The sequence below is a fragment of the Enterobacter cloacae complex sp. 2024EL-00711 genome, from assembly GCF_047529885.1.
In the GTDB taxonomy this organism is placed as follows: domain Bacteria; phylum Pseudomonadota; class Gammaproteobacteria; order Enterobacterales; family Enterobacteriaceae; genus Enterobacter; species Enterobacter ludwigii.
On the sequence record NZ_JBLIZC010000001.1, the window covers coordinates 142,329 to 157,789 of the forward strand.

A 15,461-nucleotide genomic window follows, 5' to 3' on the forward strand; every position below is an offset into this window, starting at 1 on the left:
GAGGATCATGACAGAATTAACGGGAGTGGACTCCTTTGAAACATACTCTACTTAACCCGGTCAGGCATGATTTTTTTGTGAAATATATGCGGGTTCCGCGTGAATTTTACCAATGGGTATAATTTGTTTGTCTGAGTTTTTTTGCAGCAGCAGCCAGGGAACCTGTTCGGCAGGTAAAGGACGGGAGAAAAGGAACCCCTGCAGGTAATCACAGCCGAGGTCCGTCAGCACCACCTGTTGTTCTTGCGTCTCGATCCCTTCTGCAACCACATTCATTTCCATGGTCCTGGCGATATTAATAATGGTTTCCACCAGCTTGCGGCTTTTTTCATTTACCAGCATCGAGTGCACAAAGCTCTTGTCGATTTTTAGCTCTTTAGCGGGCAGAACGCTCAACATCAACAGGTTGGAATAGCCGGTGCCAAAATCATCAATCGAGACGGTAATCCCGGCTTGATTGAACGCATTGAGTAATTCAATACTGCGGTCGAGATTTTTCAGTGCGGTACTTTCCGTCACCTCAAGGATAAGCCGGGAGGGCGACAGATTATATTTATGCAACATCGACGAAATGATGTGGAAGATATCCGGCTGTTCGAACTGGACGGGGGAGAGGTTAAAGGACAATGTCCACTGGCTGAAACCTTGTTCTGTCCAGAAATGAAGCTGACGGCATGCCGCTTCAATCGCCCAGTTCCCCACCGGGATGATCAGCCCCGTTTGTTCCAGCGACGGTAAAAACAGATTAGGTAGCAACACCCCTTGCTCAGGGTGCCGCCAGCGCAGAAGGGCTTCAAAACCGTGAATAGTGGTGTCTTTTGCATGCCAGGTCGGCTGATACCACAGTTCAAACTGATCGCGTTCCAGCGCCTGAGTTAACTCCTGCAGGAAGCCGGGGTTGGCCGGAATGGCCGTTGACATCTCGTTCCGGTAGACGGCCCAGCCGTTTCGTCCATCCTCTTTGACGCGATTCAGGGCCGCATCGGCTTTTAGCTTCAGCTCATGCAGCGTCTCGCCATCCTGCGGGTAGAGGCTGACACCCGCGCTGATTGTTGTGCTCAGCGTGTGCCCACAAAGTGAAAACGGGCGGCGCATATCCTCCAGCAATGTCGTGAGCAGCGCGTTGAGTTTATCGTCGTCACACTCGGGAACCAGCAGGATAAAGGCGTCGCCGCCAAGCCTGGCGAGGGTCATCTCGCGGGTAAGGCGGGCGGTAATGCGCTGCGCGAGAGAGATTAACAACTCATCCCCGGTGTTGTGGCCCCAGGTATCGTTGATGCGTTTGAAATGATCGACGTTGAGGAAAATCACGGCGAATGGCTTCTTGCTGAGCAATGCGCTGCGCAGGCAATCCTGCATCCGAATGTCCATCTGGTGGCGATTAGCGAGACCGGTGAGCGCATCAAACCGCGCCTGCAGTTCAAGCTGACGATTAAGCTGGCGTAGGTTGTCGGTCAGTCGGTTCGTCCGCCGGTGCGAGTCGATGAGCGAAATCATTAACATACCGCCGAGCAGGCACAGTGTGGTGACAGAAACCCAGACCGATAACCCCAGCTCGCTGATACCACCGGGCAGAGAATGCGTCATTTCCTGAAAATGGGCGGCATGCATGCCGGTGTAGTGCATCGCGCAGATGGCGACACCCAGCACGCAGGCCGCGAGAATACGATTGATAAACACCCCTTTGCGCATATCCCGCAGGCGGAATGCCAGCCACAGCGCCGCGCCGGAGGCCATAACGGCAATCAACACGGACACGGCAACAATGCGTCGATCCCAGAGAATATGGCTGTCCAGCATCAGTGCGGCCATACCGATAAAGTGCATACAGACCACGCCAGCACTCAGGAGCACCGTGGCAACGATCAATCGAAAAGGGGAAAGGGTTTTACCCGTTACGGCAATATTGATGGCGACCGTGGATGCTACCACCGCCACGCCCAGTGAGGCGAGGGTTAACCAGAGGTTATAGCTCATTATCATCGGCATTTGCATCGACAGCATGCCGATGAAGTGCATTGACCAGATCCCGATCCCAAGCGTGACGCCTCCGGCGATACGCCAGAACATCGCCGTTTTACGGCTGGAAAGCGGGATTTTTCCGGCGCTGTCCAGGGCCACAAATGAGGCGATAAAGGCCACCAGATACGAGAGGGCTATTAACACAGGGTCCCACGATATATTGAGCATTATGCAATCCCACGCCAAAGAGGGTTACCGATTTCGCCTGCCGGGCACGTCTGTAACTGGCAACGTACGTGCGCATTCAAATAATATGAGTTAGGTATCGTGCAAAACGACCGGTCATATTAAAATGTTAAGGCTGGCGGTGAATATAAAATATATTCTTTCCGGCACTTATTAAGCATTGCTAAACAAAGGCGAATAATTGCAGCAAAGCCCCTTAAATATGAGCGCGGCCATATTGTCTCATCGCAGGCGATGGTATCGCTTAAAGTGGCAGGAAACCAGTATCACAGGATGCTGCATATAACATTTTCACTAATACCCTGTTTTTATCTGACTTAAGTTAAATCTCAGGTGGCTAACGGCGAAAGGTGAAACCAGCGTTGTTCATCAGGACAAACAACAACACGAATGCTATAAATCTTAATGCCGACCTAAATATAAAATCGTGGATATAATTATGCTAAGAAATATTAGTGTCAGAACCTTCATTGCCGGGTTCCTTTTATGTCTTTTCCTGGTTGATGCAGGTGTCGTTGTTCTATTTTCCAGCAAATCCTCTCTCTTTATTTCACTTAATATCATCAATTTCGTTGCGCTATTTTTGCTCTGGGGCTACATGACTAAGTATCTTGTGACGCCGATCAATACTGTGAAAAAAAGTATTGAAGAAGTGACTGCAGGCAATCTTGGCGTGATTATCCCTGAATTTGGCAATAACTGTGCAGGGCGTTTAATCCCCGGGATTAACAGCCTCTCCAGCAACATCGCGACCCTGGTACGCGAGATCAGGGCCTCGTCGCAAACCGCCATGACCTTGTCCGATCAACTCTCCGCGCGTAGCGCGCAGCTTTCGGTGAAAACAGAGCAGCAGTCTGCATCGCTGGTGCAAACGGCTGCCAGCATGGAGCAGATGGCAGCAAGTACCCGAAATAATGCCGATAACACCCGACTGGCCAGCGAGCAGGCAAACAGGGCAACACTGCAGGCGCGCAAAGGTGGCGAGTTGATGGGGCAGGTGGCCACCAATATGCAATCCATTACCGAATGTGCACAGCAAATGACGGAGATTATCTCAATGATCGACGGCATTGCCTTCCAGACGAATATCCTGGCGCTAAACGCGGCCGTTGAGGCGGCCAGAGCCGGTGACCACGGAAAAGGGTTTTCGGTGGTGGCAGAAGAGGTGCGAAACCTGGCCCACCGCAGTGCGGATGCCGCCAAAAACATCAAAACGCTGATTGAAGTGACCAGCAATAACGTCACTCAGGGCGTGACCGTTGTGTCCGAGGCTGAAAAGAATATGCAAGAAATTGTGACCGGCTCCGGCAATGTCAGCCAGTTGATGGATGACATTTTCACCTCGACGTCAGAGCAGGAGAAAGGCATTTCCCAGATTACGCTGGCCTTGTCTGAGCTGGAACGGGTCACGCAAAGTAACGTTACGATGGCAGAAGAACTCAACGGATCCTCTGATGTACTGCGTAATCAGGTAAGTGAACTGCAGGCGCGGACGCGTAACTTCCGGCTCGAAAAGGGGTATCAGGCTGAATCCACGCCTTCTCATGCTGGCCCGCTGTCATTCCACTCGCGTCCCGGTCACTCCCTCTGATGCACGAAAAGAGCCTGGTCAACCGGGCTCTTTTATCTCGACTTCTCGCCGCTGAATGACCCTCCCGTGCGGTCTGAAAAGGCGCCTGGCGGAATACGGTTATTTCCTGAGCGAATTCAGCGCGATGCGAAACATAGTTGTTGCTTAACCCCTGATGAAAGCTAGACTGACAACGAAAGAGCTGAAAAGGGGGAGGCGCGGTGGAGAGTATAAAAGGATCAGAACTAAACGTTCCTGATGCAGTTTTTGCCTGGGTGCTGGATGGTCGTGGCGGTGCCCGACCGCTGGAAGACAACGATGTCATTGATAATGAGCATCCCTGCTGGCTACACCTTAACTATACCCATCCGGACAGTGCCGACTGGCTGGCCACGACGCCGCTCCTGCCGAACAACGTGCGTGATGCGCTGGCGGGTGAAAGCCTGCGGCCACGCGTGAGCAGAATGGGGGACGGCACGCTCATCACTTTGCGTTGCATTAACGGCAGCACCGATGAGCGTCCTGACCAGCTGGTCGCGATGCGTGTTTATATGGACGATGGTCTGATTGTCTCCACCCGTCAGCGTAAAGTTCTGGCGCTGGATGATATCGTGAACGATCTGAAAGAGGGCACCGGGCCGACCGATTGTGGAAGCTGGCTGGTGGATGTCTGCGACGCACTGACTGACCATGCGAGTGAGTTTATCGAAGAGCTGCACGATAAAATCATCGACCTCGAAGATAACCTGCTCGATCAGCAGATCCCGCCGCGCGGTTTTCTGGCGCTCCTGCGTAAGCAGTTAATTGTTATGCGCCGCTATATGACGCCACAGCGGGACGTATACGCGCGTCTGTCCAGCGAAAGGCTCAACTGGATGAATGACGATCAGCGACGCCGAATGCAGGATATTGCCGACAGGCTGGGGCGCGGACTTGATGAAATCGATTCCTGTATTGCCCGCACGGGCGTCATGGCGGATGAGATCGCGCAGGTGATGCAGGAGTCGCTGGCAAGAAGAACATATACAATGTCGCTGATGGCAATGGTCTTTCTGCCGAGCACATTCCTGACGGGATTGTTTGGCGTGAACCTGGGCGGAATTCCCGGCGGCGCGGCCCATTATGGCTTTACCGCATTTTGCGTCATGTTAGTTGTTTTGATCGGTGGTGTTGCATGGTGGTTGCATCGTAGTAAATGGCTGTAAATTTACGCTTTTTTCAGCTTTTACGGAGATCAAAACGCTCTTTTAATTGAGCGAAGTCAATAAACAATGACCCCGTAAGGTGCAATATTACTCCCGCAGGTGAATGCAACGTCAAGCGATGGGCGTTGCGCTCCATATTGTCTTACTTCCTTTTTTGAATTACTGCATAGCACAATTGATTCGTACGACGCCGACTTAACTAGTCGGCTTTTTTTTGCCTCCTGTTCCCCAGCGTCTACCCTAAAAGGGACGTCAGTAAAACCTGGAGGGAATGATGAGCATCTTACTCGCTCTGCAACTGCAGTATTCACGTCAGTCCGATCCGACACCGATGCCCGATCCTGTTCCGCGTCCGCAACCCATGCCTGACCCGCCGCCCGATGAAGAACCGATTAAATTGTCGCATCGAACCCCGAGATCTGCGAGGATACGCGCCATCTGACCGCAAAGATGACCACGAGAGACTATTGTGACCGCTTTTTCAACCCTGAATGTACTGCCCGCCGCCCAACTCGATAACCTCAACGAGTTGGGATACCTCACCATGACGCCTGTTCAGGCGGCCGCATTGCCCGCCATTCTTGAGGGGCGTGATGTACGCGTTCAGGCTAAAACAGGGAGCGGAAAAACGGCGGCTTTCGGTCTGGGTCTGCTACAGCATATTGATGCTGCGCTGTTTCAGACGCAGTCTCTGGTGCTGTGCCCAACCCGCGAACTGGCGGACCAGGTCGCGGGCGAGCTGCGTCGTCTGGCGCGATTCCTGCCTAATACCAAGATTTTAACCCTCTGTGGCGGACAACCGTTTGGCGCACAGCGTGATTCGCTTCAGCATCCACCACACATCATTGTGGCGACGCCTGGCCGACTGCTCGATCACCTGCAAAAAGGTACGGTCTCGCTGGATGCATTACACACGCTGGTCATGGATGAGGCAGACCGGATGCTGGATATGGGCTTCAGCGATGCTATCGATGAAGTGATCCGTTTCGCGCCTGCAGACCGTCAGACGCTGTTATTTTCGGCGACCTGGCCTGAAGCGATCGCCGCAATCAGTGGCCGCGTGCAGAAAAATCCGCTCACCATCGAAATTGACAGTGTTGATGCGCTGCCTGCTATCGAGCAGCAGTTTTATGAAACGTCCCAGCACGGAAAAATCGCGCTCCTGCAGAAGGTGCTCAGTCAGCATCAGCCCGCTTCCTGCGTGGTGTTCTGTAACACCAAAAAAGATTGTCAGGCGGTCTGTGACGCCCTGAACGCCGCAGGGCAGAGCGCGTTATCGTTGCATGGCGATCTGGAACAGCGCGATCGCGATCAGACGCTGGTCCGTTTCGCCAACGGCAGCGCCCGCGTGCTGGTTGCCACCGACGTGGCGGCGCGCGGTCTGGATATTAAATCGCTTGAGCTGGTCGTGAACTACGAGCTGGCATGGGATCCTGAAGTACACGTTCACCGTATCGGCCGTACTGCGCGTGCCGGAAACAGCGGTCTGGCCATCAGCTTCTGCGCACCGGAAGAGGCGCAGCGCGCCAATATTCTGTCTGAAATGCTGCAGATTAAGCTTAACTGGGTGAATGCACCGGGCAACGTCAGTCTCGTTCCGCTGGAAGCAGAAATGGCAACGCTGTGTATTGATGGCGGTAAAAAAGCCAAGATGCGTCCGGGTGATGTGCTTGGTGCGCTGACCGGAGACGTGGGGCTGGATGGGGTGGATATCGGCAAGATTGCGGTACATCCTGCACATGTTTATGTTGCTGTTCGCCAGTCGGTTGCCCATAAGGCCTGGAAACAGCTGCAGAACGGGAAAATCAAGGGTAAAACCTGTCGCGTTCGTCTGCTGAAATAAGGTTTAAACGCGTCTCAGACGGTGGTCTGAGACGCGTTTGCGTTATTTCACTATTTCACTTCTACGACATTCAGGCGCAGTTCTTCAAGCTGATTGTCATCTTCTTCTGGCTGCCAGCCAGCAGGTTTCACGGGGAGCTCTTCCCGGTCAAACGCCAGATCGCCGCCATTCACCACTTCCGACTCATGGTTGATGCCTTTGAAATCGAAAAGCTCAACGTCCGCGAGGTGAGAAGGCACCACGTTCTGCATCGCGCTGAACATGGTTTCGATACGACCCGGATAGCGTTTATCCCAGTCACGCAGCATGTCACCAATCACCTGACGCTGCAGGTTCGGCTGAGAGCCGCACAGGTTACATGGAATGATCGGGAACCCTTTGGCCTGAGAGAACCGTTCGATATCTTTCTCGCGGCAGTAGGCAAGCGGGCGGATCACAATGTGTTTGCCGTCATCGCTCATCAGTTTTGGCGGCATGCCTTTCATCTTGCCGCCGTAGAACATGTTCAGGAACAGCGTCTGCAGAATATCGTCGCGGTGATGGCCGAGTGCGATTTTGGTTGCACCCAGTTCTGTCGCGGTACGGTACAGGATGCCGCGGCGAAGACGAGAGCAGAGTGAGCAGGTGGTTTTGCCTTCCGGGATCTTCTCTTTCACAATCCCGTAGGTATTTTCTTCTACGATTTTGTACTCAACGCCCAGTTTTTCCAGGTATTCCGGCAGAATGTGTTCCGGGAAACCAGGCTGCTTTTGATCGAGGTTAACCGCCACCAGGGAAAACTTCACCGGCGCGCTTTGCTGAAGATTACGCAGGATCTCCAGCATGGTGTAACTGTCTTTACCCCCTGACAGGCAGACCATAATGCGGTCGCCTTCTTCAATCATATTGAAGTCTGCAATGGCTTCACCAACGTTACGGCGCAGACGCTTTTGCAGTTTGTTCAGGTTGTATTGCTCTTTCTTATTAATATCTTGATTTTGTTGCATTTAATCTGTACTCAAATTTCAAATGGGGCACCAGTGGGGCAAACGGTTTAGAGGGGCAGCTTCTTTCCGCATTGCCCTCTCTTTGCTGTTCATCTCTTCACTCTATGAAGCTTAGATTTCAAACACCCTCTGCGCATTTTAGTGCCCCATCTGACTGGCAATAAAAGACGGGTCAGCGCCTGCGGTTAACCACCAGCATGCGAAAGTGTGCCGTGTATGGTACGGATTGTTGCGCCGAATGCCAGCACGTTTTACAGGATTTTGAATTGTGGACGGCAGCAACCTTGCTTTGTGATATCGCATATAATGCGGCTTCGACATACTCTGAACATTCCAGTGGCTTATGCTATGACCCTCAATCGCTTTTGTTATTTGCTTCTGTTGATCGCCGCAATCGGAAGTCTATTCACCTCGTATCCGTTTATCCTGTGGCTCCTGCTTATCAACGTACTGACGTTAGCGACGTATGGCGCCGACAAAATGGCGGCGCGAAGGGCCATGCGCAGAGTGCCGGAAGCCACATTGCTGGTATTTGGCCTTATCGGCGGATGGCCCGGGGCGATTATAGGTCAGCAACTGTTTCGCCATAAAACGCAAAAGCAGCCCTTCAAAACCTACTTCATTGTCAGTGTCATCGTCAGTATTTCAGCGATGGTGGCGGTGTACCAACTCTTTCCTGTTTTAACGTACTGAGCGTGTACAAACGGAATGCAATAACGCGCTGACCAAGGTAGATAACTAAAAACGACTGCCAATAGTAGTAGGAATATTCTTAAGGTGTTGCTGTTTTTTGCACGATCTGAATAATATGTGCAACGACACGGATGACAACATCTCATGAAAATTCAAACTATTACACTGGCAATGCTGGTGGTCGTTTCTGCGCCTTCGAGGTCAGCTTTTCAGGAGCGGGAATATAATACCTGGTATATAAAAAATGCTGTTCTTTACGATATGACCCAGACCTCAGACGGTTTCCCGGTCATGTTGAGCATCTCTCAGCCTGAGCGGAAATCAGCAAATTTGCTGGTCTCCTATATCACCGAAGGGCGCTGTGGCGGGACCCGACAAGAACTTAACGTGAATGGCAAAGTGCTTCCGGCCACGTATTATTGTGTTCAGGTCGGGCAGAACCGGATAGAGCATTTTTCGGTGAAAGATGCGCAGAGCGTTAACGGCATGGTTAACCATCTGAAATCGGATTTCACCTTACTTCTTCAAAACGACATCAAGGTCTGGGCCGCGAACATTAATGCGCCCAAATACGGCCTCGCGCCGCGATTCTGACACGTACACCTCGACCTCATCACCTGTTAGCTAAGGGGTTACGCCCTGTATCACAGAATAAATAGCATCCGTGACAACGCCACGTTTTACCACAATCCTGCTACGCTTTTTGTGTTGTACAAGGGAGCACAAACATGAAGAACAAAGATGAACAAACGGGATTAGTGGGACTGGCAATTGGCGCCGCCGTTATCGGTCTTGTTTCAGCACAGCAACCCATCCATCGCGACAGTATTGTGAGTGAACTGGTCAGACTCGGCAGACAGAAAGGCGATGGCGTTGAAGATGAGGTTTTCGTTAAGGCTGCCGAGCTCGTGAGAAAGGGGGTGTAACCGATGGCTGATATTCGTCATGCACAGTGCCATTGTGGCGCGGTGACGTTTACCGTTGAACTCTCAGACGGATTAAATACCGCCCGGCGCTGCAGCTGCTCTTTTTGCCGGATGCGGGGCGCCGTGGTGGTCTCGGCACCGCTGTCGGGCATTACCGTAACAAAAGGGGCGGATAAGCTCACGGAATATCGTTTTAACACAGGAACAGCCCGCCATTTCTTCTGCTCGGTCTGCGGGATTTATACCTTCCATCAGCGGCGTTCAAATCCCAACGAATACGGCGTGAATGTGGCCTGTTTTGAAAATGTGACCCCCTTTGATTTTGCCGAAGTGGCGGTGATGGACGGCGTTAATCATCCCGCGGATGGCGACAGCGGGGTTTTCGGCTACCTCTCTTTTCGTCAAAAAGAAGCATAACTGCCGCCTGGCCAGATTTTAACAATGCGGCCTATAGTGGGGAGTGGGTATCCGAAACAGGAGAGAAATATGCTGTATGTTGAGAAAGACGATCCGCGTGAGGCGCCTGAGTCAGGTGATAAAAAGCCTCAGCCGGTCAAAAAATAGTCCGTTGATACGTTTCCCGCCACCGGCCCTGCTGGTGGCGTATTGTTTGGGGGAAACCTTAACTGCCATCCAGATGGTTCAACAGCGCGCCGAGATGCCCAACGACACCACCAAAATCAAAAATTAACGCCATCCATATAATCGCCAGAAGGGTAAGTACGGCAACTGATACACGACCAAACAATGCAGTTATCCTTAATGAAGCAAAGTCTATCATGTGAGTGTACACGGGTTTCTTTAAACTTACCCTTAACGACACCGCCATAAATTTTCCTTTTGAGATGATTCACACATTCACTGAGCCGACAGGCGCGAAGAGAGGGAAATATGATGGGAGAGAAGAGGAGGGCTGGCTTCAGGCGTCGCAACGAAAATAACGAGCCCGCATCACGATGCGGGCTCTTGGGATCAGAACTGGTAAACCAGACCTAATGCAACGACATCATCCGTGCTAATGCCGTTATTTTTGTAGAAACTGTCATCTTCATCCAACAGGTTGATTTTATAATCAACGTAGGTGGACATGTTTTTGTTGAAGTAGTAGGTTGCGCCTACGTCAGCATATTTAACCAGATCCTGATCGCCCTGACCGTTGGCCAGGTCTTTACCTTTAGACTGCAGATAAGAAATTGCCGGGCGCAGGCCGAAGTCGAACTGATATTGCGCGGTCACTTCAACGTTTTGCGTTTTATTGGCCACGGCATCCGTATTATCGCCATAAGGGGTCATATTGCGGGTTTCAGAATACATTGCCGCCAGATAAATATTGTTGGCGTCATATTTCAGGCCTGCAGTCCAGGCATCCGCTTTATCGCCACCGGCAGTGGTATTCATCACCTGCTCGTTGGTACGGTCAGAAGAGGTATAGGCAGCACCCGCGCTGATACCCATGCCAAAGTCATAGGTGGTGGAGATACCGAAGCCGTCACCGTTCTCATGGCGCGTGTCGCGACCATTGTTGGTGCCTTCCTGGTTGTTGCTGGCATCTTCGTTTTTACCCTGATACTGCAGGGCAAAGTTCAGACCCTGTACCAGACCATAGAAGTCAGTGTTACGGTAGGTTGCGACCCCGTTGGCACGGCCAGTCATAAAGTTGTCTGCATTGGTGTAAGAGTCACCACCGAATTCAGGCAACATATCGGTCCAGCCTTCCACGTCGTACAGAACGCCATAGTTACGACCGTAATCGAAGGAGCCATAGTCACCGACTTTAACACCGGCGAAGGCCAGACGCGTCCATGACTGGTTATTAGACCCTTCAGTGTTATTGGCCTGGATGTTGTATTCCCACTGGGCGTAACCGGTCATCATGTTGTTGATCTGGGTTTCACCCTTGAAGCCCAGACGCATGTAAGTTTGATCGCCATCTTTAGAGGCATCGTCGGAGAAGTAATGCAGACCATCTACTTTTCCGTACAGATCTAATTTGTTGCCGTCTTTATTATAAATTTCTGCAGCATGCGCAGCGCCAGCCATTAACAGCGCTGGAATCATCAGGGCCAGTACTTTTCTTTGCATTTTGGAATTCCTTTGCAGTTGTTTTTATTTAATTACGTATTGAACTTTCCGCACGAGAAAGCTGTCTCATGCTAAATCACTCCTGACCAAGAACAATAAAATATAATTGTTACGAGTTAAGTTAATTCTTAACCGGATTATGCGGCGGAAATAGTCATTGGTTTTATGAATGATTTAAAGCTAATCATATTAAATAAAAATTATTAATTGCCCATTAAATCAGATAATCTCAGCGGCGTTATATGCCTTTAAGATTTTTCATCCATAATTTATGTGAATGTCATTTAGTGATTTAACGTGGTATCCATTAATTATCTGGACTCGCCCGGTGTGAATACATCGGGCTTTTTTTATGGCAAAAAAAAGCCCGGACAAGCCGGGCAGAAGGAGAGTCAGTCGCGGGTGGGTTTTTCCGCTTTTCCGGCCATTTGCGCCAGGAAATCATACCGTTTTTGCAGATCGGCGGCGGCATCTTTCCACAACTGCTCGGCCACCTCTGGTTGTTGCGCGTTGAGGCGACGGAAGCGCTGTTCCTGCATTAACGTTTCGGCCAGCGCATCGGAAGGCGGACGTGAATCCAGCGCCAGAGGCAATTTACCTTCATCGGCGCGGCGCGGGTCGAACCGGTAGAGCGGCCAGAAACCGGTTGCGGTCAGCTGGCGCATCTGATCGTGGCTGAGTGCCAGGTCGTAGCCATGCTCTTCACACGGGCTGTAGGCAATGATCAGCGACGGACCCGGGTAGGCTTCCGCTTCCTGAATGGCTTTCACCGTCTGGTTCAGCTGCGCGCCCAGCGAGATTTGCGCGACATACACGTGGCCGTACATCATCATGCTGACGCCGAGATCTTTACGCGCCTTGCGCTTGCCGTGTTCACCAAACTTAGTTACTGCACCAAGCGGGGTAGCTTTTGACGCCTGGCCACCGGTGTTGGAATAGCACTGCGTATCCAGAACCAGAATGTTGACGTTTTCGGTGAGGCTTAACACGTGATCCAGCCCGCCAAAGCCGATGTCATACGCCCAGCCGTCACCGCCAATCAGCCATATTGATTTTTCCACCAGCGCGTCAGCGTCGGTCAACAGTTGCCCGGCACCTTCCACGTCCTGCAGAGCGTTGCGCAGTTCCGCAACCTGCTCACGACGACGTTCTGGCGTTGCATCAGCGTGCAACGCCTCATTCAGCTCCGCCGGGATGTGGTCAGCAAACTGTTCCAGTAACCGCATCACGCGTGCGCGGTGCTGGTCAACGGTCAGACGGAAGCCCAGACCAAACTCGGCGTTATCCTCAAACAACGAGTTCGCCCATGCCGGACCGCGGCCATGGGCGTCGGTGGTGTACGGCGTGGAAGGCAGATTACCGCCATAGATTGATGAACAGCCCGTGGCGTTAGCGATCAACATTCTGTCGCCGTACAGTTGCGTGAGCAGCTTGATATACGGCGTTTCACCGCAGCCGGAGCAGGCGCCTGAATATTCGAACAGCGGAGTAATGAGCTGCGAGGTACGAATATCAATACGCTCCAGCGTGCTGCGGTCGATCTCCGGCAGGTTCAGGAAGAAGTCATAATTTACCTTCTCTTCTTCGACATGCTCGAGGCGCGACATCATATTGATGGCTTTGATGTCCGGATCCTGACGATCTTTCGCCGGACAGACCTCAACGCACAGATTACATCCGGTGCAATCTTCCGGAGCGACCTGCAGAACATACTTCTGTCCGCGCATATCACGGGATTTCACATCAAGTGAATGCAGGCTGGCCGGGGCGTCTTCCATCGCTTCCGGGGAGACCACTTTGGCACGAATGGCCGAGTGCGGGCAGGCTGCTACGCAGTGGTTGCACTGGGTACACAGCTCCTCTTTCCAGATGGGGATTTCTTCGGCGATGTTGCGTTTTTCCCAGCGCGTGGTGCCCATCGGCCAGGTGCCATCGGGTGGCAGTGCGGAGACGGGAAGGGCATCACCCAGCCCGGCCAGCATGGCTGCCGTCACGGTTTTCACGAAATCCGGTGCCGCGTCAGAAACCACCGGTGGACGGTTCGGGCTGGACGGATCAACCGCTTGCAGCGGTACTTCAAATAAAGACTCGCGCGCCAGCGCCAGCGCCTGCCAGTTACGCTCGACCAGCTCCTGACCTTTACTGCTGTAGCTTTTGGCAATCGCTCCCTGCAGTTCCATCAGCGCGCTGTCTCCCGGCAGGATCTGTGTCAGGTGGAAGAAGGCCATTTGCATCACGGTGTTGATTCGCGCGGCAAGGCCACACTCGCGGGCAATTTTTGCAGCGTTAATGACGTAGAAGCGGGCTTTTTTCTGGTTCAGCACCGCCTGCACTTCCTGCGGCAGCCGCGACCAGACTTCATCCACGCTGTATGGCGTATTGAGCAGGAAAATACCGCCCGGTTTCAGGCGCTCTGCCATCTGGTACTTATCGATGAACTGCAGCTGGTGACAGCCCACAAAATCAGCCTGCGAGATAAGGTACGCCGAGCGGATAGGGTGCTCGCTGACACGCAGGTGGGAAACGGTCAGCCCGCCTGCTTTTTTGGAGTCGTAGACAAAATACCCCTGGGCATACCACGACGTGGAGTTCCCGATAATCTTAATGTTGTTCTTGGTCGCGGAGACGCTACCGTCGCTGCCCAGTCCATAAAACAGCGCCTCAAGTTTTGCGGTGGAAGGCAGCGTGTTTTCCGGCAGGGGCAGAGAGAGGTTGGTCACGTCATCATAAATACCGACGGTAAAGCGCGGTTTTGGTTTAGCCTCGCTCAGCTCATTAAACACCGCCAGCACACAGTCCGGGCCAAACTCTTTGGAGGACAACCCATAGCGACCCCCGATCACGCGCGGCAGTGTTTCGCGCTCACCGCAATTAAACGCTTCAGCCAGCGCGGACATGACGTCCAGATACAGAGGTTCTGCGTGGGCGCCAGGCTCTTTAGTGCGATCGAGCACCGCCACGGTGCGCGCGCTTTCCGGCAGGGCGGAGAGCAAATGTCGCGCGGAAAACGGTCGGTAGAGCCGCACTTTGAGCACGCCGATTTTTTCACCACGGGTCAGCAGTTCATCCACCACCTCTTCACAGGTGCCAATGGCTGACCCCATGAGCACAATGACCCGTTCCGCCTGCGGATGACCGTAGTATTCAAACGGTTTGTATTGCCGTCCGGTGGCCGCGGCAAAATCATCCATCGCCTGCTCAACGTGATCATAAACGGCGTTGTACCACGGGTTCGTTGCTTCCCGGGACTGGAAATAGGTATCCGGGTTGGCCGATGTTCCGCGGATCACCGGGTGTTCCGGGTTCAGCGCACGGGCGCGATGCGCGTCGATCTCCGCCTGCGGCAGAAGATTGAGGAGGGTGTCGTCAGCCAGCGGAACGATTTTATTGATTTCGTGAGAGGTACGAAAACCATCAAAGAAATGAATAAAGGGCACGCGACTCTTCAGCGTCGCCATGTGCGAAATTAACGCGAAGTCCTGTGCTTCCTGAACGCTGCTGGCGCACAGCATGGCGCAACCGGTCTGGCGGACGGCCATTACGTCTGAGTGATCGCCAAAGATGGAGAGGGCGTGTGTCGCAACGGTTCGTGCGGCAACGTGAAGCACAAACGGGGTAAGTTGTCCTGCCAGTTTATAGAGCGTCGGGATCATCAACAATAATCCCTGCGACGACGTGAATGACGTCGACAGAGCACCGGTCTGCAGCGCCCCGTGGACGGTCGCGATAGCGCCAGCCTCAGACTGCATTTCCACGACTCTTGGGACGTCGCCCCAGACGTTTTTCAGTCCGTTGCCCGCCCAGGCATCGGCCTGTTCGGCCATCGTAGAACTTGGCGTAATTGGGTAGATGGCGATAACTTCACTGGTGCGAAACGCGACGGACGCGACTGCACCATTACCGTCAATAGTTTGCATAGGACAACACCCTTACATTGCGCAAAAAAAG

The 15,461-nt window shown here is 52.8% G+C and carries 13 protein-coding genes and 1 pseudogene; 8 read left to right on the forward strand and 6 right to left on the reverse strand.

Going from position 1 to position 15,461, the window contains the following annotated elements; genetic code table 11:
- Nucleotides 1–60: 60 nt before the first annotated feature.
- Nucleotides 61–2,190 carry a putative bifunctional diguanylate cyclase/phosphodiesterase gene (locus ACMVME_RS00755; protein WP_047744727.1) on the reverse strand — a complete coding sequence of 710 codons (2,130 nt, stop codon included), beginning with the start codon at nucleotides 2,188–2,190 and terminating at the stop codon, nucleotides 61–63.
- A 457-nt stretch (nucleotides 2,191–2,647) separates the two neighbouring features.
- On the opposite strand from ACMVME_RS00755, the gene ACMVME_RS00760 reads away from it, so the two are divergent.
- The 3 genes from ACMVME_RS00760 (at nucleotide 2,648) to dbpA (ending at nucleotide 6,826) form a co-directional block, all read left to right on the forward strand.
- Nucleotides 2,648–3,799: a methyl-accepting chemotaxis protein gene (locus tag ACMVME_RS00760; RefSeq protein ID WP_062777995.1), complete on the forward strand. Its 1,152-nt coding sequence runs from the start codon at nucleotides 2,648–2,650 to the stop codon at nucleotides 3,797–3,799.
- Nucleotides 3,800–3,999: 200 nt separating this feature from the next.
- On the forward strand, nucleotides 4,000–4,983 hold the full coding sequence (gene zntB, locus ACMVME_RS00765) for a zinc transporter ZntB (RefSeq protein ID WP_014170313.1): 984 nt from the start codon (nucleotides 4,000–4,002) through the stop codon (nucleotides 4,981–4,983).
- A gap of 469 nt (nucleotides 4,984–5,452) precedes the next feature.
- On the forward strand, nucleotides 5,453–6,826 hold the full coding sequence (gene dbpA, locus ACMVME_RS00770; protein ID WP_068794673.1) for an ATP-dependent RNA helicase DbpA: 1,374 nt from the start codon (nucleotides 5,453–5,455) through the stop codon (nucleotides 6,824–6,826).
- A 50-nt stretch (nucleotides 6,827–6,876) separates the two neighbouring features.
- Here the strand turns inward: dbpA and ttcA are convergent, their stop codons facing one another.
- A complete protein-coding gene (gene ttcA / locus ACMVME_RS00775) occupies nucleotides 6,877–7,812 on the reverse strand; it encodes a tRNA 2-thiocytidine(32) synthetase TtcA (RefSeq protein ID WP_047744725.1) in 936 nt (311 codons plus the stop codon).
- A 141-nt stretch (nucleotides 7,813–7,953) separates the two neighbouring features.
- Nucleotides 7,954–8,070: pseudogene (locus tag ACMVME_RS00780) on the reverse strand (site-specific integrase); the annotation flags it as partial.
- Between the two features lie 90 nt (nucleotides 8,071–8,160).
- On the opposite strand from ACMVME_RS00780, the gene ACMVME_RS00785 reads away from it, so the two are divergent.
- From ACMVME_RS00785 to ACMVME_RS00805, 5 genes are all read left to right on the forward strand, one after another.
- Complete coding sequence (locus ACMVME_RS00785; protein WP_063435130.1) at nucleotides 8,161–8,505, forward strand: DUF1294 domain-containing protein; 345 nt, start codon at nucleotides 8,161–8,163, stop codon at nucleotides 8,503–8,505.
- A gap of 144 nt (nucleotides 8,506–8,649) precedes the next feature.
- The gene (locus ACMVME_RS00790) at nucleotides 8,650–9,099 is read left to right on the forward strand and encodes a hypothetical protein (RefSeq protein WP_020884006.1); all 450 of its coding nucleotides are present in this window, start codon (nucleotides 8,650–8,652) and stop codon (nucleotides 9,097–9,099) included.
- 134 nt (nucleotides 9,100–9,233) lie between these two features.
- Entirely contained in the window at nucleotides 9,234–9,431 is a 198-nt protein-coding gene (locus ACMVME_RS00795) for a hypothetical protein (RefSeq protein ID WP_014170281.1), read from the forward strand.
- Nucleotides 9,432–9,434: 3 nt separating this feature from the next.
- Complete coding sequence (locus ACMVME_RS00800) at nucleotides 9,435–9,848, forward strand: GFA family protein (protein WP_032678258.1); 414 nt, start codon at nucleotides 9,435–9,437, stop codon at nucleotides 9,846–9,848.
- A gap of 69 nt (nucleotides 9,849–9,917) precedes the next feature.
- Nucleotides 9,918–9,995, forward strand: coding sequence for a hypothetical protein (locus ACMVME_RS00805; protein WP_223263916.1), 78 nt, complete (start codon nucleotides 9,918–9,920; stop codon nucleotides 9,993–9,995).
- Nucleotides 9,996–10,053: 58 nt separating this feature from the next.
- Here ACMVME_RS00805 and ACMVME_RS00810 read toward each other — a convergent pair whose 3' ends face one another.
- From ACMVME_RS00810 to nifJ, 3 genes are all read right to left on the reverse strand, one after another.
- On the reverse strand, nucleotides 10,054–10,260 hold the full coding sequence (locus ACMVME_RS00810; RefSeq protein ID WP_032680919.1) for a hypothetical protein: 207 nt from the start codon (nucleotides 10,258–10,260) through the stop codon (nucleotides 10,054–10,056).
- Nucleotides 10,261–10,403: 143 nt separating this feature from the next.
- Nucleotides 10,404–11,513: a porin OmpC gene (gene ompC / locus ACMVME_RS00815; RefSeq protein ID WP_068794672.1), complete on the reverse strand. Its 1,110-nt coding sequence runs from the start codon at nucleotides 11,511–11,513 to the stop codon at nucleotides 10,404–10,406.
- Between the two features lie 392 nt (nucleotides 11,514–11,905).
- A complete protein-coding gene (gene nifJ, locus ACMVME_RS00820) occupies nucleotides 11,906–15,430 on the reverse strand; it encodes a pyruvate:ferredoxin (flavodoxin) oxidoreductase (RefSeq protein WP_068794671.1) in 3,525 nt (1,174 codons plus the stop codon).
- Nucleotides 15,431–15,461 lie beyond the last annotated feature (31 nt).

Coding starts and splice junctions, on each gene's coding strand:
- ACMVME_RS00755 (WP_047744727.1), bottom strand. CDS start 2,190: ATGCTCAATATATCGTGGGACCCTGTGTTAATAGCCCTCTCGTATCTG.
- ACMVME_RS00760 (WP_062777995.1), top strand. CDS start 2,648: ATGCTAAGAAATATTAGTGTCAGAACCTTCATTGCCGGGTTCCTTTTA.
- ttcA (WP_047744725.1), bottom strand. CDS start 7,812: ATGCAACAAAATCAAGATATTAATAAGAAAGAGCAATACAACCTGAAC.
- ACMVME_RS00785 (WP_063435130.1), top strand. CDS start 8,161: ATGACCCTCAATCGCTTTTGTTATTTGCTTCTGTTGATCGCCGCAATC.
- ACMVME_RS00790 (WP_020884006.1), top strand. CDS start 8,650: ATGAAAATTCAAACTATTACACTGGCAATGCTGGTGGTCGTTTCTGCG.
- ACMVME_RS00795 (WP_014170281.1), top strand. CDS start 9,234: ATGAAGAACAAAGATGAACAAACGGGATTAGTGGGACTGGCAATTGGC.
- ACMVME_RS00800 (WP_032678258.1), top strand. CDS start 9,435: ATGGCTGATATTCGTCATGCACAGTGCCATTGTGGCGCGGTGACGTTT.
- ACMVME_RS00805 (WP_223263916.1), top strand. CDS start 9,918: ATGCTGTATGTTGAGAAAGACGATCCGCGTGAGGCGCCTGAGTCAGGT.
- ACMVME_RS00810 (WP_032680919.1), bottom strand. CDS start 10,260: ATGGCGGTGTCGTTAAGGGTAAGTTTAAAGAAACCCGTGTACACTCAC.
- ompC (WP_068794672.1), bottom strand. CDS start 11,513: ATGCAAAGAAAAGTACTGGCCCTGATGATTCCAGCGCTGTTAATGGCT.
- nifJ (WP_068794671.1), bottom strand. CDS start 15,430: ATGCAAACTATTGACGGTAATGGTGCAGTCGCGTCCGTCGCGTTTCGC.